Raw genomic sequence first — 23,742 nt, 5'->3', positions numbered from 1 at the left:
GAGATTCAGCTGTCTTGCGGGACTGTGGTGGTGAACTTGTCGAAGTGGACCTGATCGATCGGAACGCCGGCACCATCGAGCAGCGCCATCGCCGCATCGACCATGGGCGGCGGACCGCACAGATAGAACTCGGCCGCATCCAGCCCGGCCTCACGCCGCTCGACCACCTCGGTGACGAACCCGAAATCGCCTGCCACGCCCATGCTTTCCCAATCAGCCGTCGTCTCCTCCGAGAGGCACGGCACAAAGCTGAAGTCCGGCAGCTGGTTGCCGATCTCCTTGATCTCGTGCAGGTAGAACAGATCCTTTGCCGTGCGCGCGCCGTAGTAGAAGTGCACCGGCCTGACCTTGGCGTTACCCGCCGCCTCGAGCTCGGACAGATGCCGCAGCAGTGACAGGATGGGGGACATCCCGGCGCCACCACCGATGCAGATGATGGGTCGCTCGGACGACTCCTTGATGGTGAAGGACCCATACGGACCATTGAGTTCGAGTTCGTGTCCGACCTCGAAGGTTGTCTCCAGCAGTCCTGAGAAGTGCCCACCCGGGTACTTCTTGATGATGAACTCGAGTCGTCCCGCCATGGTCGGCGTGGTCGCCATCGAGAACGATCGGTGGTCTTCGGTGCCCGGGATCATCAGGTCTGCGTACTGCCCGGGCTTGAAATCGAAGGTCGCCGGTTCGAGCAATTCCAGTTTCACGGAGACGATGTCGTGGGTCAGCTCGTCGATACCAGTGATCTTGGTCCGGAGGTGCTGCAGGGGAACGGCATTGCGGAGTTCGTCCTCGTCGAAGTTGATGAGTTCGATCTCGCAGTCGGAGTAGGCGTGGGTCTTGCAGAGCAGGACGTAGCCTTCGTCGCTCTCATAGTCGGCCAAGGCGAAGGTGGAGTAGCGATCCATCTGCACGTCACCTTCGAGCAGGAACGACTTACACGCCGAGCACTGGCCCTCACGGCATCCGTGCATCAACGAAACACCCTGGCGGAATGCGGCGTCGAGAATCGTTTCGTCCTCGTCCACCTCGATCTCGAGGTCGACGGGTTCAAAGCGGACGTTGTGGGTTTCACCCATGGGCCTGTGTTCCTTGCACTGTGCGAATTCGGGGGAATGTGACGGGGTGGAACCCGGGGGCAGCATGGCGCGTGCGACCACACTGCCCCCGAGCCTTGGGGTAGGCGCCCGGACCGGAGGGGTAGATCCTCCGGTGAGGGGTCAGACGCCTACGGTCTGTTTCGCCGGCCGGCCGGCCGGGCCGCCCGCCTTGTACTCGGCGATGTGGGCTTCGCGTTCGGCGTCGGACATCTCGTTCAGGGCCACATTGGGGCTGCCGAACTGGATTCCGCGGACGTCGTCGAGTGTCCACAATTTCTTGGGGTCGTCGAGGTGCAGGTGCGGCTGCGGGATAAGGGTTTTCCCGTCGTCGCGGACGTAGCCGAGATCCTTGATGATGTCGGCGAGGTCGCGGCCGTGATGCAGGGTTTCCCACTCGCGGTCACCGGTGAGCCGGCCCATGTTGGGGGTCGGACGACCCTCGTACTCGGGACGGAACGCCTTGATGTCGGTCCAGGCGCAGGTTTCCGAGCAGTAGGTCCGCCACTGTCCGTCGACCTTCTCGGTGACCATGTCCTCACGGATGAGGGCGGGCACCATGCAGGTCCAGCAACGATGCGGGTACTGGTAGTTGGCCTCGGACTCGAAGGCGATGGGCTTGTTCTTGCCCGGGTACGCCATCCGGTTGTAGTTCTCCCACCACTTGCCGTACTTGTCGTACCAGCCCGGGTATTTGTACTCGAACCATTCGAAGTCCTCGTCGGTCATGGCATCGATGCGCCAGTAGTTGACCGGCCAGCCGGTGGCGAAGAACTGGGCGACCTCGTGCACGTAGCCCTTGTTGACGATCCGGTTCCAGGACTCCTCGACGAGATCGTGCGGGATCTTCAGGCCGTACTTCTCCAACGGGATGAGGTAGGAGCGGTAGTAGTCGTCGTAGATCCACCGGCGCCACATCTCGGCGTAGGAGTCGCGGTCCTTGCGACGGTCTTTGGTGCCGTACTCGATGAAGGTGCCGATCGCGGCGTCGACCACACAGTGGTTGTTCCACCATGCGTACCGCAGGTCTCGTTCGAGCAATACCCGGTTGTCCTCGTCGGCCAGAGCCATCAGCAGGATCGAGTAGCCGTTCGAGATGTGCCGCGACTCATCGGACTGCACCGAGTGGAACACCGTCGGCAGCAGGTAGTCGCCGTTGGCGGCCGCCTCCGAAGGCATCGCGACGAACAGGGTGTTCGTGAACGCCGTCTCGGCGACCACCGTCAGGTAGATGTTGGCTGCGGTGATCGCGTCACCGGTGATGAAGCCCTCGCCGAACTGACGACCGATGGTGCCGGCGTAGTTGTTGGCGAACGCTTTCTCGCTCATGTCGAACCCGGCGGGGTCGATGTAGTGGTTCATGTACAGACGCTTGAGATTCATCTGAATCGTCGAGTGCCTGACCTCGTCGATCATCTGCACGGCCAGCCCGTTGTGGATCTCGGGGTTGGGTACCGCGTCGATGGCCATCGGCATCGCCCGAGCCGCGGAGATCTCGGGGAACGGGATGATCGAGAGGAACAGCTTCTGCCATTCCATCCAGCGCTGCTCGACCTGGCGGAACATGTTGCCGCGGATGGCGCCGTCCATGGCGCCGAAGACGCGGTTGTCCTTCTCCTCCTCCATCGGGAAGTAAGAACGCAGGATCTGTTTCAGCGGATCCTTCTTGGGCGCTTTGTCGAAGGTGTAGTCGGTGCCGAATCTGGTCGCCGGCGTCGCAAAGGTCGGTTCCCAGGACAATTCAGTGATCTTCTTGTGTGCCTTGCTCAGACTCTGTCTGCTCAACGCGATCCTCCTCGTTCAAGCACGCGGGCTGTCGGTAGAGGGAGTTGTCAGCTCCCTGTGATCGATGACACACCGGCTAGGATGGCAAGGCCGTCTCATTGTGAGACTCGTCTCATTTAGAGACGCTCCTACTATGGGCGGAGAGGCCGGACGGTGTCTTTCGGCCATGGAGGCGAGCGTCGGAAACATGACTGATATGTCCAGAAGGCGGCAGGCGCGCGAGGAGTTCTTGACCACGCCGGGATCCGATGCGCTCCCAGTGCGGGCGGCAGTCCTCGATTCCTGGCGACGTTCTGAAGCGCTCCACATCCACGTTGACCGCGTTGAGCTGCCGTTTGTCCGCGAACCAGACCTGGACACGCCGCTGATGAACGCGGCGCAGCCGGTTCTGCGCTCCATCGCCGAGGACATGTCGACCCAGCCGGTCAGCGTCATCCTGACCTCCGCGGAGGGGCTCATCCTGGAGCGCTTCTCGTCCGATGCCGGGATCAATCGAACGCTTGATGACGTCAAATTAGCCCGCGGCTACAGCTACGCCGAGCAGTTCGTCGGGACGAACGGTATCGGGACCGCCATCGAGACGCGGCAACCGACGTACATTCTCGGGAGCGAGCACTACGTCGGAGAGTTGGGAACGCTGGCCTGTGCAGGCGTACCCATCCGGCACCCAGGATCGGGGACGCTGCTCGGGGTACTGGACATGACCTGCCGGGCAGAGCACGCGAACCCGCTGCTGCTGTCACTTGCCAAATCAGCGACCAGGCAGATCGAAAGTCAACTCCTCAGCCAGGCAAACGAGCGTGAAACCGCGCTTTTGACGAGCTACCTCGCGACGGCCCGCCGGTACAGCAGGGGAGTCTTGGCGGTCGCCGGGGAAATGGTGTTGATGAACGCGCACCTGCGGCGCACCCTCGACGCCCGTGACCAGACCGCGCTGCTCGAACATGCCCTGGACATGCAGGCGGTGTCGCACGCGCGGACCATCGTGGTGCAGCTCCCCAGTGGGCGCAGCGCCCGGGTGAGTGTCGCCGATCGCAATGAAGTGCGCTCGGGCGCAGTCAATATCGTCTTCCATGTCACCGTCGAGGACTTTCCCGATTCCGTGGCGGTGCCCTCGCCCGCTCGGGTCGAGAGTGTGCCACTCCCCGCGGGCTTGGTGGGCAACAGTGCCTCGCTACGTCGCAGTTACAGTCAGGTTCGACGCTGTTATGCCGACCGACACTGGGTGCTGGTGGAAGGTGAGTCCGGTACCGGCCGTGGGGCTCTCGTCACCGCCGCCGCTCACCAGGCCGCTCCGGCAACACATCTGCTCACCCTCGGCATTCGCGACTTCGCCGACCACGAACGGTTCCTCGACCTGCTCTCACAGGAACTGGAGTCGAGCGCCGCCTTCAACGTGTTGCTCACCGACATCGACCGGTTGCCCGATCAACTGGTGGATCCGGTGGCACTGCTGTTGCAGTCAGTAGAAGGTACCGGGTGGGTCGCGGCCACCATGAACGGGAACACGGAGCGGCCCGAGATCGATGCGACCCTGCTGCCGTTCTTCTCGCACACGGTCACGTTGCAGGCGCTGCGTCATCGCAGCGAGGACATTGCCGAATTGATTCCGTACCTCATCGAACAGATCAATCCGGGATCGACGGCGCGCCTGACCCCGGCCGCGGCCAGAGCTCTGAGCAAGCACCCGTGGCCCGGGAACGTGGCGCAGCTGCGGCGGATTCTCACCGAGACCCTCACCGTTCGGCGCGGGGGCACCATCGACGTCGACCACCTGCCCGCCGAATGCCGGACGACGATTCGCCGCACTCTGTCGCAGATCGAATCACTCGAACGCGACGCCATCGTTCGGAGTCTCATCGACAACAACGGGAACAAGGCCGATGCTGCTGCTGCCCTTGGCTTGTCGCGCGCGACGATCTACCGGAAGATCAAGGAGTTCGGCATCCACTAACGTCGCCGACCGTGCCGATGACACCGCCGACCGTGCCCTTGTTGCGATCGAGTGGGCCGAAACGCTTACGCCAGAGTTGATTTCGGCACGGTCGGCGACGACAAGGGCACGGTCGGGGGCTGGAAGGGCACGGTCGACGGGGTCCGGACGACGGTGAAGGTGATGTCGGCCCGCAGGACGAACCCGAGGTGTTTGTAGAGTTCGATGGCGTTCGTGTTGGTTGCGGCGGCGTGTAGGAAGGGTGTCTCGCCACGGGCGTAAATGCCATCGGCGACCGCGAGTACCAATCGTGTGGCAAGCCCTTGCCCACGGAACTCGGCATCGGTGCACACCGCGCTGATCTCCGTCCAGCCGGGCGGATGCAGCCGCTCGCCTGCCATCGCGATCAACTTTCCCTCCCGTCGAACACCGAGATACGTTCCCAATCGGTACGTTTCAGGCAGGAACGGGCCGGGCTCGGTGCGAGCGATGAGGGCGAGCATGTCCTGTACGTCGTCGGCTCCGAGCCGGATCGCCTCATCGAAAGGCATCGGCTCGACGGCGGCGGTGGCGATCATCTGGACACCGGGGCCGCTCATCACCACCGTCCACCCCTCCGGCAGGTTGTCGACATCGCGTGGCACAGCGACTTCTTGGCCCGGTCCGACGAGTTGCGCCAATTCGGTCCAGGTGCGCGGATCGTCGATGTCGTTGATTCCGACGAACGGTGCGATCGTGGGGAGGTAGCGGCGTGCACGGTCGGTACCTTCGGTCAGGTGGGCGTGCGCCCCGGTCATGCTCGCCCAGATGGCATTCTCCAGTACTGCGTTGTCAGGCAGTGCTTGTGCGGTCATCGGTCGGCCCACTCCTTGGCGATCAGTTCGTACGAGCGCACGCGCGCGTCGTGGTCGTGGGTGATGGTCGTGATGGAGATCTCGGAAGCGCCGGTCGCATCGCGGAGCTGTTCGAGCTTGTCAGCGACAGTCTTCGGCGAACCGACGAACTGGGTCAGGACACGGTCGCGGACCAGATCGCGATCCTCATCGGTCCAGTCCAGCGCCGCGGCCTCGGCCGGCGTGGGGAACGGGATGGCACCGTCACCCCGGCGGATGCTACGCACCCAGGGTGCGTAACCCCTGGCGAGTTCCTTTGCCTCCTCGTCGGTTTCGGCGATGACCGCGTCGACCGACACCGCGACATACGGTTCGGGCACGTCCGTCGAGGGCTTGAAGGCGGCGCGGTATGCGTCGACGGCGTCGATGACGGTGCTGGGACTGTGGTGATAGCTGGCCACGAACCGCAAACCCTTCGTGCCTGCCACGGTGGCGCTGGATCCGCCGGAAGCGCCGAGAATCCACACCTGGACGTCCGCCCCTTCGCCGGGCGCCGCGTGGGCGGGCAGTCCCTCGGGGCTCACATAGCTCCCGTCGAGCAGAGCGAGGACCGTGGAGATCTGGTCGTCGTAGCTCGGCGCGTACGCGCCGGGTTGCTGCAGGAGATTCAACAGATGTGCGACGGCGTTACTGGAGAACGCGGACGAGATGTCGAACTGTTTGGGAAGCAACAATCCGTTCGGGGTGTAGCTGTCCTCGTCATGGGCCGAGCCGCCGCGGGCGGCGAGATAGCCTTTTCTGGCGCCCTCGGTCACGGACTCCTCGCCGGAATCGACCTTCGGCTCCGGCCGCGAGATCGACCGCCCGATACCGAGATCGAGGCGCCCGGGGTAGAGCGAATTGATGAGTCCGAACTCCTCGACCGTCGCCAGCGGGGAGCGGTGACCGAATTGCACACCGGCCGAACCTAATCGGATGGACGATGTCGACCCGGCGACCAGGGCGATCTCCACCGCGGGCGACGAGCCGATGACGCCGGGGTTCAGATGATGTTCGGCGAACCAGTAGCGGGCGTATCCGAATCGCTCGGCCTGTTGCGCGAGGTCGATGGTGTTCCGCAAGGCGGTGGCGTTGTCCGAGCCGCTCGTGCGCGGCACCAGATCGAGGACGGACAGCGGGATGGGTCCCATGGCTTATCTCCTAGGAATGGTCGACGGACAGTTGCCAGTCGGTGACCACCGATTCGTCTCCGCCGAACGAGGAGAAATCGGTCGTTTTGGTGAACGCGTCGATGGCGTAGAGATCGCGTGCGTAACGCCACAATTCAGCGAACTCGGACAATCGCGGCGCCCCGGTATTCGCGGCTGCCGCGTCATAGCGCACCAACGTCACGAACAGCCGGACATCGGCCAGGGTCACGTCGTCACCGAGGAGAAACCGGCTGCCCTGCAAACGATTGTCGAGTTGTGTGAAGGCTTTCTGGAGAGTTTCCGCCGCGTCTGCTGCTGCCGGACTGTCACTCGTCGCCACATGGGCAGTGCTGTTGACGTCGGCCCGCAGCCAGGTCTCCAGCTCGTCGATCTGCGAACGCAACGCGGCGGGGTACAGCTCGACCCCACCGTTCGCGGCGACGTCGTACTGCGACGAGAGGTCGGCGTCGAGGGTGGCGAAGTCGTTACTGACGACCTTTCCGGTCTCCCGATCCCACAGCGTGGGGACCGAGACGTGGCCGTCGAAGTCCGGCTCGGTGAGGTTGTAGGCCTCGCGGAGCAACGTGAAACCGTTGACGGGGTCGGGCCCGTAGGTCTCCCGGAATGCCCAGCCTCGGGCATCACGCTTGCCATCGACGTAGCTGACGCTGACGGTATCCGACAGCCCGGCCAACTCGATGACCAGCGTGACGCGCTGCGCCCACGGGCAGAACCAGCCCGAGTAGACGTGGTACCGATCAGCGACCGCGGGGTACGGGGTCGAGCCGTCGCCGCTGATCCGGCCGGTGAACCGGTAGATGGGCCGGGTGTCGCCAGGTTCGTGGGAGATCGTGTACTCGCCGTGCGTGGTGGTGTCGGCTGGGGTGGCGTAATTCGGCATGATCAGAGCACCTTTTCTGCAGAATGGCTACGGAACGAGAACAACGTGGGAGCGTCTTTGTCGATGGTGAGGTCGGCGAGCAGTCGGCCGATGGCAGGGACGAACTTGAAGCCGTGTCCGGAGAACCCGGCGGCGACGGCGACCGGTCCCACTCGGTCTATGACGAAGTTCGAGTCGGGTGTGGTTGCGTAGGTGCAGCTGATCGGGGTCGGCGCATCGGCATCGACACCGGGAACCCACTGGCGGACGTAGTCCTGGAGTGCGGCGAACTGGCGTGGCTCGGCGGTGAAGTCGCGGTGGTCGGGGTCGACGACGGGGCCGACGCCGTGGAACCCGACTTTGACGCCTTCGACACCGGACGAGAGGCCGTAGATGCCGCCGAACTCCGGTGCGCCGGGTGCGTCCGGGTCGTGCAAGATGCCGAAACTGGGCCAGTCGGCGGAGGGATCTCGGGGCGCGAAGTGTGCGGGCTGCTCCTGGGTGACGCGGATCGGCGGCAGCGGCGCGATGTCATGGAGTAGTTTCTGTGCCCACGCGCCGGCCGCAACCACCACTCGCCGGGCGCTGTACTCGTGGTCGGCGGTGCGCACGGTGACGGATTCGTCTGCTGTGACCTCGATCGATATCACCTGCGATTCGTGTCGGACCTCGGCGCCGCGAGTGATCGCGGCCTGTTGCAGTGCCGCCACGGCATGGTCGGCGTGCAGTCGCCCACTGTTCGGGTAGTACAACGAGCGGTCCGTAAACGTGATTCCCGGCCACCGCTCCGACGCCTCGGCAGGGTCCATCCACTGGTGGTCTACACCCAGGTCAGCGAGGGTGTCGGCAATTTGAATCAGGTAGGGCGTAAATCCCTGATCGACTCCGCCGGTCACTGTGAGGAGCGGCGACCCCGACTCGCTTTCGAGTTCCGCCCACTGTTGTTCGGCTTCGCGCGCCAACTCGACATAGGTCCGGTCGGCGTAGGACGTCCGGAAGATGCGGGAGCTGCCGTGGGAGGCGCCGTTGGTGTGACCCGGCGTGAATCGCTCGAGCAGCACAGTCTCGACACCGCGGCGGGCAAGGTGCCAGGCGGCCGCGGAGCCCATGGCGCCACCGCCGACGACGATGGTGTCCACGCGGGTGGCGCTCATATGCCCGATCCCACTTTCTCGTTGTCCCGTTGTTTTTCGAGGGTTGGTATGGCTGCGAGTAGGGCCCGGGTGTAGTCGTCGGTGGGGTTGTTGAAGATCTGTTCGACGGAGCCGGTTTCGACGGCTCGGCCCTCTTTCATCACCAGCACGCGGTCGGCGACGTGGTAGATGACGCCGAGGTGGTGCGAGATGAAGACATAGGCGATGGCGAGTTCGGCTTGCAGGTCGGCGAGCAGGTCGAGGATCTGGGCTTGGATGGAGACGTCGAGGGCGGAGACGGGTTCGTCGCAGATGATGATGTCGGGTCGGGTGGCCAGGGCGCGGGCGATGGCGACGCGTTGGCGTTGCCCGCCGGACAGTTGGCGGGGGCGGCGCCCGAGGTAGTCGGCTCCGAGGCCCACGAGTTCGAGTTGTTCGAGGACCCGGGTGCGACGATCGGCGCGGCCGATGCCGCCGGCGGCCAGGAGTGGTTCTTCGACGATGCGGGCGACGGTGTGACGGGGGTCGAAGGAGCTGAGGGGGTCTTGGTAGATCACCTGAATGTTCTGGCGGGTCGCGCGCACTTCTCTGTCCGACAACGATGTCCAGTCTCGGCCCGCGATGTCTACGCTGCCGTCGTCGGGTGTCTCGAGGTGCAGGAGCAGCCGGGCGACGGTGGATTTACCGGATCCGGATTCGCCGACGATGCCGAGGGTTTCGCCGCGGCGGACGGTGAGGCTGACGTTGTCGACGGCGCGCAGTCGCCGATTGCCCGACAGAGCGAAGTGTTTGGTGAGGTTGTCGGCCTGCAGCACAACATCATCGGAGATCGGGGCCCGGGCCAGCGTCTGGACGCCGCCCGTGGAGGACAGGCGAGTGCCGCGGGCGTGGGCGACGGGGATGGCGTCGAGGAGTTGGCGGGTGTAGGCGTGCTTGGGATTGCCCAGGACCTGACGGGTGGGTCCGTGCTCGACGAAGACGCCGTCTTTCATGACGTAGAGGTAGTCCGAGACGCGGGAGACGACGGCGAGGTCGTGGGAGATGAGCAGCAGCGCGGTGCCGTCGTTTCTGCGTTGTTCGAGGAGCTCGAGGATCTGGGCCTGAACGGTGACGTCGAGGGCGGTGGTGGGTTCGTCGGCGATCAACAGAGCGGGGTCGGCAGCGATCGCGGAGGCGATGAGGGCGCGTTGGCGTAGGCCGCCGGAGAGCTGGTGGGGATATTGCGTCGCGCGCAGTTCGGGATCGGGGATGCCGACGGTGGTGAGCAGTTCGATCACTCGGGCGTCGACGTCGCTGCGCCCGACAACCCGGTGCGTGTTGAGTACCTCGCCGACTTCGGCGCCGATGGTGCGCAGTGGGTCGAGGGAGACGAGGGCGTCTTGCAGGACGAACCCGACCTGCTTGCCGCGCAGGGCGCGCCACTGCCGTTCGGAGTATTTTCGGGTGTCGGATCCGCCCACATGCACGCGATCGGCCCGGACCTGAGCGCCCGAGCCGATCAAACCGACCAGACTGCGGGCGGTGACGCTTTTACCCGAGCCCGATTCGCCGACGATCGCGACGGACTGTCCGCGGTCGATCGTGAAGGAGATGCCGTCGACGGCGGAGATGGTGCAGGCGCCGGAGGGGAAGCCGACCCGCAAATTCGCGACCTCGACCAGTGGCGACGCGGAATCGCCGGTCGCGGGAGTGTGTTTGGTGAGGGTGGTCATCACGAGGTCCGTCCGTCGGTGCGTCGCTGCAGGTATTGGCCGACCACGGTGACCGAGAGAACGGTCAGTGTGATGGCGAGGCCGGGGAAGATGGCGGGCCACCAGGCGACGGAGAAGTAGGTGCGGCTGGCCGAGAGCATGCTGCCCCATTCGGCGGTGGGTGGTTGAGGTCCCAGACCCAAAAAGCTGAGAGAGGAACCGATTCCGATGGCCGAGCCGATCCCGATCGTCGCCAGAACCAGGACCGGTCCCAGGGCGTTGGGGACGATGTGGCGGCCGATGATCTTGGCCTGGGTCCAGCCCAGGGCTTTGGCGGCTTCGACGAACACGGCCCCGCGCAGGCGGATCACTTCGCCGCGGACGAGTCGGGCGTAGCTGGGCAGCGTCACGACAGCGACGCCGATGATGGTGGTGAAGGTGCCGGGGCCGCGGGCGGCGACGATCAGGAACACCAGTAGCAGGCCGGGGATGGCCAGGAAGACGTCGAGCAGTCGGGAGACGACCCAGTCGCCGGTGCGGCCGCCGCGGGCGGCGAACACCCCGATCGCGGTGCCGGCCAGGAGCGCGAACACCGTTGCGCTGACGCCGATCAACAGCGACGGCCAGGCGCCGTAGATGATGCGGGCGTAGATGTCGCGACCGTTCTGGTCGGTCCCGAAAAGATGCTCCACGCTCGGTGCCAGGAGCATGTCCAGGGGCTCACCCGCGTTGGGGTCTTTGCCCGTGAACAGCGACGGGAACAGTGCAGCCAGGGTGATGGCGGCGATGAAGATGCCACTGAGGATCACCGAGATGCGCAGACGCCGGATCCGTTGCACCACAGTCTGCCCGGCGGCGAAACGGACGGCCGGTGCGGGGTCGGGCAAGATGTCGGGCGTGGTCATCCGGTCACCTTCTCTGCTGTGGTTGCGGACGAGCTCTGGGTGCGGAGGCGGGGGTCGAGCCAGCCGTACGCTGCGTCGATCAAGGTGTTGACGATGGTGTAGAACGTGGCGGCGATGATCACCACACCGAGAACCAGGGGTAGGTCCTTGCTGGTGACCGCGGCGATGGTCAAGCGGCCCAGTCCTTCTCGAGAGAACACCTGTTCGACCACGACGGCGCCGCTGATCAGGGCGCCGATGATCCACCCCCACAACGTGATCACCGGCATCGCTGCATGCCGCAACACATGGCGCAGCAGCACCGCGGTCTCCCCGACGCCGCGGGAGCGGGCGGTGACGACGAAGGGTTCATCCAGGGTTTTCTCGACCCCGTGCCGCAGGACCTGCGAGAGCAGGGCGGCCGGCGCCGCCGCCAAGGCGATGGAAGGCAGCACCAGCGACGAGACGCCCTGCGAGCCGACCGACGGAAACCAGCCCAATTCGAACGAGAAGATTGTCAGCAGCAAGATGCCGAGCCAGAAGGTCGGGACGGCGACCGTCAGCACCTCGAAGGAGGTGATCGGACCGCGGATCCACCCGGGCCGGTTCGCGGTGGCCAGACCCACCACCAGAGCGACCACCAAGGACAGTATTGCGGCGACGATCACCAATTGCAGTGTCGGCCAGATCTGCCCGCCGATGGCCTCGGTGACCGGCATCCGCAGCGCGTAGGACCGGCCCAAGTCGCCGTGCAGCAGGCGCCACAGATAGTTTCCGTACTGGGTCAGGATCGGGTCGTCGAGCCTGTAGTCGCTGATGATCTGTGCCCGCACCTCGGGTGAGACCTGGGCGGTCCCGATGATCGAGTTGATCGCCGAACCCTTACCGGAGTGGATCACGATGAAGGTGGCAGTGATCGCGCCCCACAACACCAGCAGCGATACGGCCAACCGACGGGCGACCGCCCGACCGAGAGTCCGAGTGCGCGGAATCTCGGTCGGGACAGCCGCCGTTTCGATCACCACTGTCATTGCGTGACCCAGGCGTCATAGAACGTCGGGAACGCCTGTGGCTCGAACTTCACACCCTGCACCTTGTTGCTGCGACCCAGCGCGTAGTTGAAGACGTAGACGGGGAAGACCGCGGCGTCGTCGGCGATCTGCTGCTGTGCGCGGCCGTAGATGGCCGACTGCTTGGCCAGATCGGTTTCGGCGAGTGCTGCCCTCAGATCGGCGTCGACGGTCGGGTTCGAGTATCGCGCAAGGTTTGTGCCGAAAGAATCTCTCGGGATGTTGCTCGAGTCCGAGAGCGTGCGGAGGGCATCGGGTGATGCGCGTTGCCAGCTGATGTCGAGTACGTCGTATTCGTTGGTGTAGAGCGCGGTGTAGTACTCATCGACGGTGATGTTCTTGATCTGGTAATCGGCGCCGAGCTTCTTGGCCGACGATTGCACCTGCTCGAGCAGGGTGTCGCGCTGTTCGCGGGCGTACTCCTTGAGGTACGGGTGCACGACGGTCAGGCGCTTTCCGTTCTTGGTGCGGTATCCCTCGCTGTCACGTCCGGTCCAGCCGGCTTCGTCGAGGAGTTGGTTGGCCTTGTCCTCGTCGTAGGTGTAGGCCGACTCGCTGTCTTTGTTGTATCCGACCGTGGCAGGACTGAGGGTGTTCTTCGCGGGCTGGAAGACACCGAAGTACAGCTTGTCGACGATGGTGTCCCAGTCGATGCCGGCCCGGAAGGCCTCGCGGACCTTGACATCGGAGAACACGCCGGCCTCGGTGTTGGGGTAGTAGTTGTAGTTGCCGCCGGGTGCCTGGGCGGTGTCGACGGTGAAGCCGGGGGTGTCTTTCAGCTGCGAGACGTTGACCGGGGGCACGCTGGCGATCGCGTCGACCTGGTTACTGGTCAGCGCGCCGTAGCGGGAGGAGTCCTCGGGGATCTCCTGGATGCTGATCGCCTGCAGATGGGCCTTGCCGGTGTGGTCGGCATTGCCCGGACCCCAGTTGTACGCGTCGTTCCGGGTGTATTCGATGCCCTGGTTAGGGGTGTAACCATTCTCGCTGACAAACGGGCCGGAGCCGACGATTTTGCTGCACAGTGCATCCGGGCTCTGCGTCAGGGTCGAGGGCGCCTCGATACCGAGATAGGCCGTGGCCAGCGACGGCAGGAACGCAGAGTTCGGCTCGGAGAACGTGACCTCGACGTGTGTCGGGTCGATGACGTTGGTGCCGGTGTAGGTCGCGATGGTGTTGGCGGCGAGCTGTGACTTGGTCGCCGGGTTGACGATGTGGTCGAGGTTGGCCTTGACCGCGTTGCCGTCGAACTTCTCGCCGTTGGAGAAGGTGACGTCGTCGCGCAGGGTGAACGAATAGGTCAGCTGGTCGGGGGAGACGTTCCATTCAGTTGCCAACCACGGGTCCAGGGTGCCGTCCTCGTTCAGCGCGACGAGCGAGTCGACGATCGGCCGGGTGTAGAAGCCGGCGATGTCGGCGGGACTCTGATGGGGATCGATGCAACCGCCGGGCCCCGAGGCGCTGGCGAACCGGAGTGTGCCGCCGTCGACGGGATCGCCGGTGGCGGTGGCGGATTCGCTGCTGTTTCCCGAGCTACAGGCGCTGGCGATGAGTCCGATCGACACGGCAGCGAGGACGGTGGCCTTCGATCGGTGTCTGAAGCGGCCGGGTGGTCGGGACATGGGTGTTCTCCTGAGGTGATGGGTGACTGACGCTGGGGCTACAGGAACCGCTCACAAGCAGGTGTGAGCGGTACAGGGCGAGGCAAACCGACTTCATCGGCCGGGTACGGCTGATCATCGAACTCCCGATATCTCTTCGGGTTCGCATGTGTGAACCCGCGCTTGCTCCATGCCCGTTGCGGACTGGAGCCGTGTCTTTTATCCAGGGCACCCCGCCGCGGTGGAGGGTTGCCGACCAGCCAGCTGGAACTTGGCACTGGTACTCGTTGACACATGGCGGTCGAAGTCCACCAAAGGATTTGGAGTCGACCGCCTGAACAGAAGGGTACGCAGACTCGCCGCAGAATCAGTAGTTCGTAGGCACTTCGAATCTCGGAGAACCTAACCTGGCGCCCGGGTGTCGTCTGAGGCTATGGCGTCCTGGGGAAGGTGTTCACGGGCAGGCACTGGCGTCTACCGAGCCTGTTTGTTAGCATTCGTCTCGGTCACGAGTATCAGCGCACAGCCCCGGCTTGCTGATCGGCAACCCTCCACCGCGGCGGGGTGCTCCGGGTGATGACCTGGCCGGCTGGAACCCTCAGTCGGCAAGCGCGGACCCCCTACGTCCGGTAGTCGCAGATCAGTTCTGCGACCCCTGTGCGTTGTGGTGTCCTCTATCTCGCTGGAGGATTGACGATGAGTACCACCACCGAACTCGAATGTTCGCTGAAAGCCATTGCCGAAGTAGAAGGTTCGGACCTGCGAGCACCGCTGGCAGATGGTTCGACCACCCGCTACATCAACTTCGACTACGCGGCCAGTTCGCCTGCGCTCCGGAGCGCGGTGAGTCGGATCGGCGAGTTGTTGCCCACCTATTCGAGCGTGCACCGGGGCGCCGGATACGCATCTCAGGTCACCACACAGGCATACGAAGACGCCCGGGCGGTGGTGACCGAGTTCGTCGGCGCCGCTGATGACCAGTGCTTGGTCTTCACCAGGAACACCACGGATTCGCTGAACCTGCTGGCCGGCTGCGTACCGGGTCCGGTGGTGGTGCTCGACATCGAACACCATTCGAATCTGTTGCCGTGGAGAGATTGTCACGTTGTCCAGGCTGCGAACAGTATCGAGGAGACCGTCGGACGGGTCGACGCAGAACTCCAGCGCACCGGGGCGGCATTGTTGGCCGTGACAGGCGCGTCCAACGTCACCGGCGAGATTCTGCCGATCCGAGTACTCGCCGATCTGGCCCACACACGGGGAGCGCGGATCGTCGTCGACGGTGCTCAACTGGTCCCGCATCGTCGGGTGTCCCTGGTCGCGGACGGCATCGACTACCTGGCCTTCTCCGGTCACAAGGTCTACGCCCCATTCGGTGCCGGAGTCCTTGTCGGACGACGGGATTGGCTGGACGCTGCCCCGGCGTATCTCGCCGGCGGCGGAGCGGTGCGCAACGTGACCCGCGACGACGTCGAGTGGGCACCGTCGCCTGCTCGGCACGAAGGCGGATCGCCCAACGTGCTCGGCGCAGCAGCGCTGGCGGCCGCATGCGAGGAGATCGCGTCGTTGGGAGACGCTGCAGCGCACCATGAAACGGCGCTAACCGAGCAACTGCGGTGGGGTCTTGCCGCGATCGACGGTGTCGAGGTGCTGAAGATCTTCCACGACATCTCAGACGCCGTCGGTGTCGTCAGCTTCGTCGTCGACGGCCATCGGGCGGTGGATGTGGCGCGGTATCTGTCCACCGAGCACGGCATCGGTGTGCGGGACGGCCGGTTCTGCGCTCATCCGCTGCTGGGCCGACTCGGCCACGACGGCGGAGCAGTTCGGGCCAGTCTTGGCCTGGGCTCGAGTTCTGCCGATATCGACGCGTTGCTGTCTGCGCTCGCGCAGTACGTCACCCGCTGACCAACCGCCGACCGTGCCGAAATGGCCACGGTCGGCGGCTTGCCCGGATCGATCAGCCGGCGGAGACGGTCCTCGTCAGCAGGTTGGCCAGCGTCTTGCTGAAGGCGGCCGGTTGCGTCGGGCTACCACCCTCGGCCAGCAGTGCCGCACCGTAGAGCAACTCTGCGGTCTCCCGGAGCGCAGCATCGTCGCCGCGGTCGGCGAACGCCTTCTGCAACCCCGACGTCAGGGCGTGGTCGGGATTGAGTTCCAGGATGCGCTTACTCTCCGGCATGGGGATCCCGGAGTCGCGATACATCTTCTCGAGTGCCGGTGAAAGGCTCTGTGCCTCACCGACGATGCAGGCCGCGGAGTCGGTCAGCCGCGACGACAGGCGCACCTGGCTGACGTCATCGACGAGCACGCCCGTCAGCCATGTCAGGAGCTCGGCGAACTGCTCGTTGTCTTTCTTCTCGTCGTCTTCCTTGTCGGCCTCGTCGCTGAGGTCGACCTCGCCCTTGGCGACCGACTGCAACGGCTTGCCTTCGAAGTCGGGAATCGACTGGATCCACATCTCGTCGATGGGATCGGTGAGCAGTAGGACTTCGAGACCCTTCGCCTTGAACGCCTCGAGATGCGGGGAGCGCTCGATCTGCTCCCGCGATTCGCCGGTGGCGTAGAAGATCTGGCTCTGGGTGTCCTTCATCCGCTCGACATATTCCGCCAGCGAGGTGGCGGTGTCGGCCGAGTGGGTGGAACTCAGCGAGGTGATGGCCAGCAGCGCGTCGCGGTTGTCGACGTCCTGCAGCAGACCTTCCTTGAGAACGCGCCCGTACTGCGACCACAGGGTGTCGTACTTCTCGCGGTCGTTCGCGCGCAAGTCCTTGATGACCGACAACACCTTCTTGGTGAGTCGCCGCCGGATCGCCTTGATCTGGCGGTCCTGCTGCAGGATCTCGCGGGAGACGTTGAGCGACAGATCCTGTGCGTCGACCAGACCCTTGATGAACCGCAGGTACTCGGGCATCAGCTCTTCGCAGTCGTCCATGATGAACACCCGCTTGACGTACAGCTGCACGCCCGCCTTGTGCTCGCGCATGAACAGATCGAACGGTGCGGTCGACGGGATGAACAGCAGGGCCTGGTACTCGAAAGTGCCTTCGGCCTTCATCGGGATGATCTCGAGCGGGTCATCCCACGCATGGCTGACGTGGCGGTAGAACTCCGCGTACTCCTCGTCGGTGACCTCGGACCGAGGCCGGGTCCACAGGGCCTTCTGCGAGTTCAGCGTCTCGGTGACGTGAGTGGGTGCCGGCTCGGTTTCTTCCGCAGTCTCGGCATCAGCGTCTTCGTCGGCCTCCGGCGCCGGGGGAGCGGGCGGCGCGGGGACGTCCATGCGAATCGGCCACGAGATGAAGTCGGAGTACTTCTTCACCAGCTGACGGATCTGCGAGACCGACGCATAGTCGTGCAGGTCGTCTTCTGCATCCTCGGGCTTGAGGTGCAGCGTGACCGTGGTGCCCTGCGGTGCGTCCGCTACGTCTTCGATCGTGTACGTGCCCTCGCCCGCGGACTCCCAGCGCGTGGCCTGCTCCTCGCCGGCCTTGCGGGTCAGCAGGGTGACCTTGTCGGCGACCATGAACGTCGAGTAGAAGCCGATGCCGAACTGGCCGATCAGCTCCTCCGACGCCGCAGAGTCCTTAGCCTCCTTCAGTTTCTTCCGTACCTCTGCGGTGCCCGACTTCGCGAGCGTGCCGATGAGGTCGACGACCTCGGCGCGGGACATGCCGATGCCGTTGTCGGAGAGGGTGAAGGTCCGGGCCTCAGGGTCGAGTGTGATCTGGATGTGCAGATCGGAGGTGTCCGCCGCGAGGTCCTTGTTGCGGTAGGTCTCCATGCGCAGCTTGTCGAGGGCGTCCGATGAGTTGGACACCAGCTCACGCAGGAAAGAATCCTTGTTCGAGTAAACCGAATGGATCATGAGGTCGAGCAATTGCCGCGTCTCCGCGGCAAACTCCATCTCTTCGACCTGAGCGCTCACGTTGAAGCTCCTTGGGGTGTTGTGCTTGTAGTTGGTGCGTGGAGTTGTTGCGTGCTCCGACCGATCATTTTATGCAGGCGGCTCGTAGTACATTCAGACCTCATGTCTGGTACCCCCATCCGGCGGCAGCCGTGAGCCCGGTCATCCAGAACGTGCTCGGTCGGGAATTCGAGAACCTGCATCCCAATTTGCAATGGCGATATGGGATCGATTCCACCTCTCAACTCTCCCAGGCCTCGCACGGGATCATGGAGTCGGTGTACAGCTCGCCCGTTGTGGCCACCGGTCTGCGTCATTTCGGAAAGCGCAACGCGATGCCGATCAGGACGAGCCGACTCGTTCCTTTCACGATGCACAACTACTGCTACCGGGACGAACTCGGGCGTGAATCGCTGGCGGTCATGCGGTCTCTGAACTACACCAGCGGCGCGCATGGACTCAATTCGCTGCTCGTGGACGGCAAAGAGGGCCTGGTCGACTACTTCGGCGACGGACCGGAACTGCTGTGGCCCATCGAGGCATCGGTGGACCGGCACGGCTCGCTGGTGTTCGAGAGCGGACCGATGCGCCTGCTCGCGGGCCCGAAGATCGGGATGCGCGGGTTCATGGCCGCCCGCATGCAGTACATCGAGGGTTGGGACGAGCAGCACAATCGCTTCCGTGTCGACGCGACCGTCCGCAACCCGGTTCTCGGTGAACTCATCCACTACCGGGGCTGGTTCACGACCCACGACGAGCCGTGCTCCTTGCGGGACATCCCCGACGAGGCCTGGCCGGTCCGCCTGGAGGCGCGCGAGCGTTGAGTTCGGCCCGCGCGCCCCGGTCGGCGCGTCAGACCCCCGACACCACCGACTGGGACAGCCCGAGGTGATCACGCAACGTCTCACCCTCGTACTCGGTGCGGTAGACGCCCTTCTCCTGCAGGAGTGGGACGACCGTGTCCGCGAACTCGTCGAGCCCACCCGGGGTGATGTGCGGGACGAGGATGAATCCGTCGCTGGCATCGGCTTGGACGAAGTCGTTGATCGTGTCGGCCACGGTCTGCGGCGACCCGATGAACGCCTGCCGACCGGTCACCTCGATGATCAGTTCCCTGGTCGTCAGGTTCTCGGCTTCGGCCCGCGCCCGCCACTCTGCCGCGACATCGCGCGGATCGCGATGGATCCGGACGCTGGCCCGGCCCTTGGCGACGGTGTTCTCACCGGGCAGCGGATCGATGGTCGGTAGCGGACCGTCAGGGTCGTGGTCGGACAGATCGCGGTTCCACAACTGCTCGAGGAACTTGATCGCAGTCTGCCCGCTGACCTGCTGAAGCCGGATCTCGTGCGCGCGTTCGGCCGCGTCGGCATCGGTGTCGCCGAGGACGAACGTCGCGGCGGGCAGGATGAGGAGCTCGTCGTGGTCGCGGCCGTAGGTCGCGAGTCTGCCCTTGACGTCCTTGTAGAACGCCTGACCGTCGTCGAGGGTCGAGTGCCGCGAGAAGATGGCGTCGGCCCGCGCGGCTGCGAACTCGCGGCCGTCTTCCGAATCGCCTGCCTGGAAGATGACGGGCCGCCCCTGGGGACTGCGGGGCACGTTGAACTGACCGGAGATGTCGAATTGATCGTCGGCGTGACTGAACGATCCCACGTCGGGCCGGCCCAGAAAGGTTCCTGATTCCTTGTCGGCGACGATGTCGTCGGCCTTCCAGGAGTCCCAGAGTTCGGTTGCGACCTCGAGGAACTTCCTCGCCCTGCCGTAGCGCTCGTCCTTCGGGAGGTAGCCGCCGCGGCGGAAGTTCTCGCCGGTGAACTCGTCCCACGAGGTGACCACATTCCACGCCGCCCGGCCGTCTGTGAGGTGGTCGAGGCTGGCGAACTGGCGGGCCACCTCGTACGGCTCGTTGAAGGTGGAGTTGATGGTGCCCGTCAGGCCCAGCTTGTCCGTGACGGCCGCCAAGGCCGCGAGGATGGTGAACGTGTCCGGGCGCCCGACCACGTCGAGGTCATAGATGACGCCGTTCTGCTCCCGCAGACGCAGGCCCTCTGCCAAGAACAGGAAGTCGAACCGGGCGCGTTCTGCGGTCTTGGCGAAATGGGTGAACGAGTCGAACTCGATGTGGCTGCCCGCGGCCGGATCGCTCCAGACCGTGGTGTTGTTGACCCCGGGGAAATGTGCCGCCAGGTGAACTTGCTTGGTCATCGGTTGATCAGCTCCTGTGCTCCTGCGTAACGGTTGGCGGGCCGGGTGAGGCCGAGGTTCTCGCGCAACGTCGTACCGGCGTACCCGGTACGGAAGAGGCCGCGGCGCTGCAGCTCCGGGACGAGTGCCGACGTGATGGCTCGGAGGTCGTCCGGAATCGCTCCGGGTCGCAGTCGGATGCCGGTGACACCTGCGGCCTCGAGTTCTTCGATCCGGTCGGCCAGACCGGCTGCGGTGCCGACGAAGATCTGGGCGTCACTGGTGTACTCGGCGCCCGCGCGCTCGTCGAGCCGCGACTTGCGACTCGCTGCCTCGGAATCGGACCCGGCGAGGAACACGACGAGATCGGCGAAGACGTGGACGGTGTCGTCGCCGCGGCCCGCCCCTAGCTGCGCATCGCGGATCTTGCCGACGATGGATGTCGCGTCGGCCGGGTCGGTGGGGGTGATGAATCCGAGGTCGGTGGACGCGGCGATCAGTTCGAACGGGATCTGCTGATGGCCCAGCGCGGCGATGATCGGCTGGCCCTGGGGTGGGCGCGGGGTGATCGATGGCCCGCGCACGCTGAAGAAGCGGCCCTCGAAACCGATGTAGTGCAGCTTGTCGCGGTCGACGAATCGCCCGGTGGCCTTGTCGCGAATCTCGGCGTCGTCTTCCCAACTGTCCCAGAGGCGCCGTAGGACCTCGGCGTAGTCGCCGGCTTCCTCGAAGAGGTCGGCGATGAGCGCCTGCGCGGTCGGGCCCGCGAGGTCGGCTCTGTCGAGCCGGGGGAACTCTCGGCGTCCGAGCAGAGCCGCCTCATGCGGCTGCGCCGAGACCTGGAGCCTGACCCCGCCCCGGCCTTTGCTGACGTAATCGAGCGTCGCGATCGCCTTCGACAGGTGGAACGGTTCGGTGTGCGTCACCACGGCTGTCGGGATGATCCCGATGTGTGTGCTCGCCGGCGCGACTCGGGCCGCGATGAGAACGGAATCGAGACGCCCACTGACGAGGTCGGTGCGCGGTTGCAGACCCTCGAGCGTGGCAGACCGCAGCCCGAAGGAATCTTCGATCGTCACGAAGTCGGCGAGACCGCGTTCGGCCTCCGCGACGAGTTCGCCCCAGTAGCGCGGCGAGAGCAAGCGGTCCGGTTCGGCGTTCTGCTCGCGCCACGCGGCGGGATGCCACCCCGCGCCGTCCAGCGCGATCGCCAGATGGACCTGGTCAGATGTCGGCATCATTCATCTCCTGTGGTGTGGTTCGGCGGGGCCGGCGAGAATTCGAACTCCCACCTCAGGCTGACAACGCCCCGTGCGCGGGTGAAGATTCCGCAGCGGCCGGGCTCGGATCAGCGTGAATCTAACCCTCGCCGGGGCGGCAGTTCGGGTGCTCAATGGAGAGAACACTCAACCGGGAGCTGCCGCATGTCACTGTTCACCACGCTGATGTCGGTCGACCATCTGCTGATGGCCGCCGCCGCCGTGCACCCCGAGGCGCCGCCTGCCCTACCGATGATCGAGCGTTGCGGGCACGCCGCGGTAGCCACTCAGGACAGCGACGGTGTGCGATGACACGCGCCGACTCTCTCGTGCTGGTGCGGGTGCGTCCGAATGATGCCCTGGCCAGGACAGTGCTCTCCGAGCTCGCCATCGAATACAGCCACCGCTACGGCGGCACGTCGTGCAACTGGTTTTCGAAGCTGACCAAGCAGTCCGTCGACCGAGACGGGTCCTTTCTGGTGGTGGTGGCAGAAGGTGTCGCGGTCGCCGGAGGCACCTACCGCCCCGTCGATGAACAGACCGTCGAACTGAAGCGGATCTGGACCGCGTCGAAGTTCCGTCGCCAAGGACTCGCGCGGCGGGTGCTCGCCGATCTCGAAGCCGACATCGCGGGCCACGGTTACCGGCGGGTCGTGCTGACGACCGGTCCGCGGCAACCCGAGGCGCACAGCCTCTATCGCGCCGCGGGCTACCGACCGTTGTACGACACGGGCCGCGATGCCGACGAGATCGGCCTCCACCGTTTCGAAAAAGACATCGCCGCCGGATGCTCGCTGGCGGCCTCCGCCTGAAGTGGCTCGTGCGATCGGAGCGAAAACCTCTGTGACGCACAGTTGTTGAGGAGTGTTCAGGGCGGGTGTCCGGGATTGACGGTTCGTGTTTGTCAAGCATTCGATTCTGTCCGACACCAAAGCTACGCCCGGACGCTGCGATGAGAGAAGCTCTGGTGGCAGGCATGGTCGAATACAGGAGTGGGTGATCGCGATGGCGGCCTTCGGTCCGGAAACCGGTGCGGTGGGATGGGATTGGCGAGTGCACGGAACCTGTCGCGACGCCGGCATCGATTGGGATGTGTTCTTCACCCCGTCCGGACGTGAGTCCGCGACCGCGCGTCGACGTCGTGAAGCGGAGGCGAAATCGCTGTGCGCAACGTGCCCGGTCGTCAGGCAATGCCGAGAACACGCGGAGACCTTCGGCGAGAAACACGGGATCTGGGGAGGTTTGACGGTCGACGAACTCGCCGATCTGAGCTCGCGGATCCGCTCCGCCTGAGCTGTTCCGGCAACCCGCCGACATCGCGGCCCGTACGCTGAAGTCATGACCACAGACGTACCTGCAGTCGAACTGAACTCCGGCACCTCCATTCCGCAACTGGGACTCGGGGTTTGGCAAGCCACCAACGACGAGACCGAGCGTGCGGTGCTCTCGGCGATCGACGACGCGGGCTACCGGCACATCGATACCGCGGCAGCGTACGGCAACGAGGAGGGTGTCGGCCGAGCTCTGGCAGCCACCTCGGTCGCCAGGGAAGATCTCTACGTCACCACCAAGCTCTGGAACGCCGACCAGGGCTTCGAGCCCGCCCAGGCGGCGTTCGACAAGAGCCTGTCGCTCCTCGGCCTCGACTATGTCGACCTGTATCTGATCCATTGGCCGCTACAGAACGACGAACGATTGCTCCGGACGTGGGACGCCCTGGAGGCGATCGCCGAGTCGGGCCGGGCCAAGGCCATCGGTGTCTGCAATTTCGAGCCCCACCACCTGCAGCTTCTGGTCGACCGCGGTGGCACACTGCCCGCCGTCGACCAGGTCGAGCTGCATCCGCACCTGACCCAGCATGCGATCCGGGAAGTCGCGGGAAAGCACGGCATCGCGGTGGAATCATGGAGTCCACTGGGCGGCACCAGCAACTCGGGATGGGGCAAGGCGTCCAAGCCGAACACCCTGTTGTCCGATCCGGTGATTGCCGGTATCGCAGAGCGCCATGGCAAGTCACCCGCCCAGGTGCTCATCCGCTGGCACCTCTCGAACGGTCTGATCGTCATCCCGAAGTCGGTGAACCCGGAGCGGATCGCCCAGAATATCGACGTCTTCGGATTCGACCTGACCGACGCCGACCTGCAGGAGATCGCCACCCTCGACGACGGGGTCCGCGTCGGCATCCATCCCGACGAGATGAACCTCGGCGCACCCGAGTAATCCCCGGTTCATGCGCCGTTGACAGCTCGCTCGCCCACCCGATTTCGCGCCGCCCACCCGAAATTCCGGGTGGGCGGCGCGAAT

General features: G+C 64.9%; 20 protein-coding genes and 2 riboswitches. Of the genes, 7 read left to right on the top strand and 13 right to left on the bottom strand.

What is annotated here, in order from left to right:
* Positions 1-5: 5 nt before the first annotated feature.
* Entirely contained in the window at positions 6-1,073 is a 1,068-nt protein-coding gene (locus tag BH683_RS05325; protein WP_084835229.1) for a 2Fe-2S iron-sulfur cluster-binding protein, read from the bottom strand.
* A gap of 141 nt (positions 1,074-1,214) precedes the next feature.
* Positions 1,215-2,876, bottom strand: coding sequence for a methane monooxygenase (locus BH683_RS05320; RefSeq protein ID WP_084835228.1), 1,662 nt, complete (start codon positions 2,874-2,876; stop codon positions 1,215-1,217).
* A gap of 187 nt (positions 2,877-3,063) precedes the next feature.
* Here BH683_RS05320 and BH683_RS05315 point away from each other — a divergent pair, with 187 nt between their 5' ends.
* The gene (locus tag BH683_RS05315; RefSeq protein ID WP_246833202.1) at positions 3,064-4,830 is read left to right on the top strand and encodes a GAF domain-containing protein; all 1,767 of its coding nucleotides are present in this window, start codon (positions 3,064-3,066) and stop codon (positions 4,828-4,830) included.
* A gap of 65 nt (positions 4,831-4,895) precedes the next feature.
* Here BH683_RS05315 and BH683_RS05310 read toward each other — a convergent pair whose 3' ends face one another.
* The 8 genes from BH683_RS05310 to BH683_RS05275 are packed head-to-tail and all read right to left on the bottom strand — an operon-like array spanning position 4,896 to position 14,112.
* On the bottom strand, positions 4,896-5,663 hold the full coding sequence (locus tag BH683_RS05310; protein ID WP_084835265.1) for a GNAT family N-acetyltransferase: 768 nt from the start codon (positions 5,661-5,663) through the stop codon (positions 4,896-4,898).
* Positions 5,660-6,832: an LLM class flavin-dependent oxidoreductase gene (locus tag BH683_RS05305; protein ID WP_084835227.1), complete on the bottom strand. Its 1,173-nt coding sequence runs from the start codon at positions 6,830-6,832 to the stop codon at positions 5,660-5,662. The genes BH683_RS05310 and BH683_RS05305 overlap by 4 nt, the downstream gene beginning before the upstream one ends.
* Positions 6,833-6,842: 10 nt before the next feature.
* Positions 6,843-7,733, bottom strand: a complete 891-nt coding sequence (locus BH683_RS05300) for a glutathione S-transferase C-terminal domain-containing protein (RefSeq protein WP_084835226.1) — start codon at positions 7,731-7,733, stop codon at positions 6,843-6,845.
* A 2-nt stretch (positions 7,734-7,735) separates the two neighbouring features.
* Positions 7,736-8,866 (bottom strand): N-methyl-L-tryptophan oxidase, encoded by a 1,131-nt coding sequence (gene solA / locus BH683_RS05295; protein ID WP_084835225.1) that lies wholly within the window; start codon positions 8,864-8,866, stop codon positions 7,736-7,738.
* Positions 8,863-10,557, bottom strand: coding sequence for an ABC transporter ATP-binding protein (locus BH683_RS05290; RefSeq protein WP_084835224.1), 1,695 nt, complete (start codon positions 10,555-10,557; stop codon positions 8,863-8,865). The genes solA and BH683_RS05290 overlap by 4 nt, the downstream gene beginning before the upstream one ends.
* The gene (locus BH683_RS05285) at positions 10,557-11,441 is read right to left on the bottom strand and encodes an ABC transporter permease (RefSeq protein ID WP_084835223.1); all 885 of its coding nucleotides are present in this window, start codon (positions 11,439-11,441) and stop codon (positions 10,557-10,559) included. The genes BH683_RS05290 and BH683_RS05285 overlap by 1 nt, the downstream gene beginning before the upstream one ends.
* Entirely contained in the window at positions 11,438-12,451 is a 1,014-nt protein-coding gene (locus tag BH683_RS05280) for an ABC transporter permease (RefSeq protein ID WP_084835222.1), read from the bottom strand. The genes BH683_RS05285 and BH683_RS05280 overlap by 4 nt, the downstream gene beginning before the upstream one ends.
* Positions 12,448-14,112 carry an ABC transporter substrate-binding protein gene (locus tag BH683_RS05275; protein ID WP_084835221.1) on the bottom strand — a complete coding sequence of 555 codons (1,665 nt, stop codon included), beginning with the start codon at positions 14,110-14,112 and terminating at the stop codon, positions 12,448-12,450. Before BH683_RS05275 ends, BH683_RS05280 begins: the two co-directional genes overlap by 4 nt.
* A 153-nt stretch (positions 14,113-14,265) precedes the next feature.
* A riboswitch (SAM riboswitch) is annotated at positions 14,266-14,384 on the bottom strand.
* A 211-nt stretch (positions 14,385-14,595) separates the two neighbouring features.
* A riboswitch (SAM riboswitch) is annotated at positions 14,596-14,709 on the top strand.
* A gap of 78 nt (positions 14,710-14,787) precedes the next feature.
* On the opposite strand from BH683_RS05275, the gene BH683_RS05270 reads away from it, so the two are divergent.
* On the top strand, positions 14,788-15,999 hold the full coding sequence (locus BH683_RS05270; RefSeq protein ID WP_084835220.1) for an aminotransferase class V-fold PLP-dependent enzyme: 1,212 nt from the start codon (positions 14,788-14,790) through the stop codon (positions 15,997-15,999).
* Positions 16,000-16,051: 52 nt separating this feature from the next.
* Here BH683_RS05270 and htpG read toward each other — a convergent pair whose 3' ends face one another.
* Complete coding sequence (htpG, locus tag BH683_RS05265; RefSeq protein ID WP_084835219.1) at positions 16,052-18,019, bottom strand: molecular chaperone HtpG; 1,968 nt, start codon at positions 18,017-18,019, stop codon at positions 16,052-16,054.
* Between the two features lie 131 nt (positions 18,020-18,150).
* Between htpG and BH683_RS05260 the strand changes: the two genes are divergently transcribed.
* The gene (locus BH683_RS05260; protein WP_084835218.1) at positions 18,151-18,822 is read left to right on the top strand and encodes a DUF4166 domain-containing protein; all 672 of its coding nucleotides are present in this window, start codon (positions 18,151-18,153) and stop codon (positions 18,820-18,822) included.
* Positions 18,823-18,850: 28 nt separating this feature from the next.
* Here BH683_RS05260 and BH683_RS05255 read toward each other — a convergent pair whose 3' ends face one another.
* Both BH683_RS05255 and BH683_RS05250 read right to left on the bottom strand, forming a co-directional pair.
* Entirely contained in the window at positions 18,851-20,200 is a 1,350-nt protein-coding gene (locus BH683_RS05255; RefSeq protein ID WP_084835217.1) for an NtaA/DmoA family FMN-dependent monooxygenase, read from the bottom strand.
* Positions 20,197-21,417 (bottom strand): LLM class flavin-dependent oxidoreductase, encoded by a 1,221-nt coding sequence (locus BH683_RS05250; protein ID WP_084835264.1) that lies wholly within the window; start codon positions 21,415-21,417, stop codon positions 20,197-20,199. The genes BH683_RS05255 and BH683_RS05250 overlap by 4 nt, the downstream gene beginning before the upstream one ends.
* Before the next feature lie 186 nt (positions 21,418-21,603).
* On the opposite strand from BH683_RS05250, the gene BH683_RS28590 reads away from it, so the two are divergent.
* The 4 genes from BH683_RS28590 (at position 21,604) to BH683_RS05235 (ending at position 23,658) form a co-directional block, all read left to right on the top strand.
* Positions 21,604-21,750: a hypothetical protein gene (locus tag BH683_RS28590; protein ID WP_168186972.1), complete on the top strand. Its 147-nt coding sequence runs from the start codon at positions 21,604-21,606 to the stop codon at positions 21,748-21,750.
* Positions 21,747-22,250, top strand: a complete 504-nt coding sequence (locus tag BH683_RS05245) for a GNAT family N-acetyltransferase (RefSeq protein ID WP_084835216.1) — start codon at positions 21,747-21,749, stop codon at positions 22,248-22,250. The genes BH683_RS28590 and BH683_RS05245 overlap by 4 nt, the downstream gene beginning before the upstream one ends.
* A 193-nt stretch (positions 22,251-22,443) precedes the next feature.
* Positions 22,444-22,731, top strand: coding sequence for a WhiB family transcriptional regulator (locus BH683_RS05240; RefSeq protein WP_084835263.1), 288 nt, complete (start codon positions 22,444-22,446; stop codon positions 22,729-22,731).
* A gap of 45 nt (positions 22,732-22,776) precedes the next feature.
* Positions 22,777-23,658 carry an aldo/keto reductase gene (locus tag BH683_RS05235; protein ID WP_084835215.1) on the top strand — a complete coding sequence of 294 codons (882 nt, stop codon included), beginning with the start codon at positions 22,777-22,779 and terminating at the stop codon, positions 23,656-23,658.
* Positions 23,659-23,742 lie beyond the last annotated feature (84 nt).

It is taken from the genome of Williamsia sp. 1138, assembly GCF_002095435.2.
GTDB lineage: Bacteria > Actinomycetota > Actinomycetes > Mycobacteriales > Mycobacteriaceae > Williamsia.
Note: the sequence above shows the minus strand (reverse complement) of the source record. Positions and strands in the feature narration are given on the sequence as shown.

Bases quoted from the DNA above. Each gene is read 5' to 3' on its own strand.
- BH683_RS05250 (WP_084835264.1), bottom strand. From the start codon at position 21,417: ATGCCGACATCTGACCAGGTCCATCTGGCGATCGCGCTGGACGGCGCG.
- BH683_RS05305 (WP_084835227.1), bottom strand. From the start codon at position 6,832: ATGGGACCCATCCCGCTGTCCGTCCTCGATCTGGTGCCGCGCACGAGC.
- BH683_RS05235 (WP_084835215.1), top strand. From the start codon at position 22,777: ATGACCACAGACGTACCTGCAGTCGAACTGAACTCCGGCACCTCCATT.
- BH683_RS05285 (WP_084835223.1), bottom strand. From the start codon at position 11,441: ATGACCACGCCCGACATCTTGCCCGACCCCGCACCGGCCGTCCGTTTC.
- solA (WP_084835225.1), bottom strand. From the start codon at position 8,866: ATGAGCGCCACCCGCGTGGACACCATCGTCGTCGGCGGTGGCGCCATG.
- BH683_RS05310 (WP_084835265.1), bottom strand. From the start codon at position 5,663: ATGACCGCACAAGCACTGCCTGACAACGCAGTACTGGAGAATGCCATC.
- BH683_RS28590 (WP_168186972.1), top strand. From the start codon at position 21,604: ATGTCACTGTTCACCACGCTGATGTCGGTCGACCATCTGCTGATGGCC.
- BH683_RS05325 (WP_084835229.1), bottom strand. From the start codon at position 1,073: ATGGGTGAAACCCACAACGTCCGCTTTGAACCCGTCGACCTCGAGATC.
- BH683_RS05275 (WP_084835221.1), bottom strand. From the start codon at position 14,112: ATGTCCCGACCACCCGGCCGCTTCAGACACCGATCGAAGGCCACCGTC.
- BH683_RS05240 (WP_084835263.1), top strand. From the start codon at position 22,444: ATGGCGGCCTTCGGTCCGGAAACCGGTGCGGTGGGATGGGATTGGCGA.
- BH683_RS05255 (WP_084835217.1), bottom strand. From the start codon at position 20,200: ATGACCAAGCAAGTTCACCTGGCGGCACATTTCCCCGGGGTCAACAAC.
- BH683_RS05290 (WP_084835224.1), bottom strand. From the start codon at position 10,557: ATGACCACCCTCACCAAACACACTCCCGCGACCGGCGATTCCGCGTCG.
- BH683_RS05280 (WP_084835222.1), bottom strand. From the start codon at position 12,451: ATGACAGTGGTGATCGAAACGGCGGCTGTCCCGACCGAGATTCCGCGC.
- BH683_RS05270 (WP_084835220.1), top strand. From the start codon at position 14,788: ATGAGTACCACCACCGAACTCGAATGTTCGCTGAAAGCCATTGCCGAA.
- BH683_RS05300 (WP_084835226.1), bottom strand. From the start codon at position 7,733: ATGCCGAATTACGCCACCCCAGCCGACACCACCACGCACGGCGAGTAC.
- BH683_RS05245 (WP_084835216.1), top strand. From the start codon at position 21,747: ATGACACGCGCCGACTCTCTCGTGCTGGTGCGGGTGCGTCCGAATGAT.
- BH683_RS05315 (WP_246833202.1), top strand. From the start codon at position 3,064: ATGACTGATATGTCCAGAAGGCGGCAGGCGCGCGAGGAGTTCTTGACC.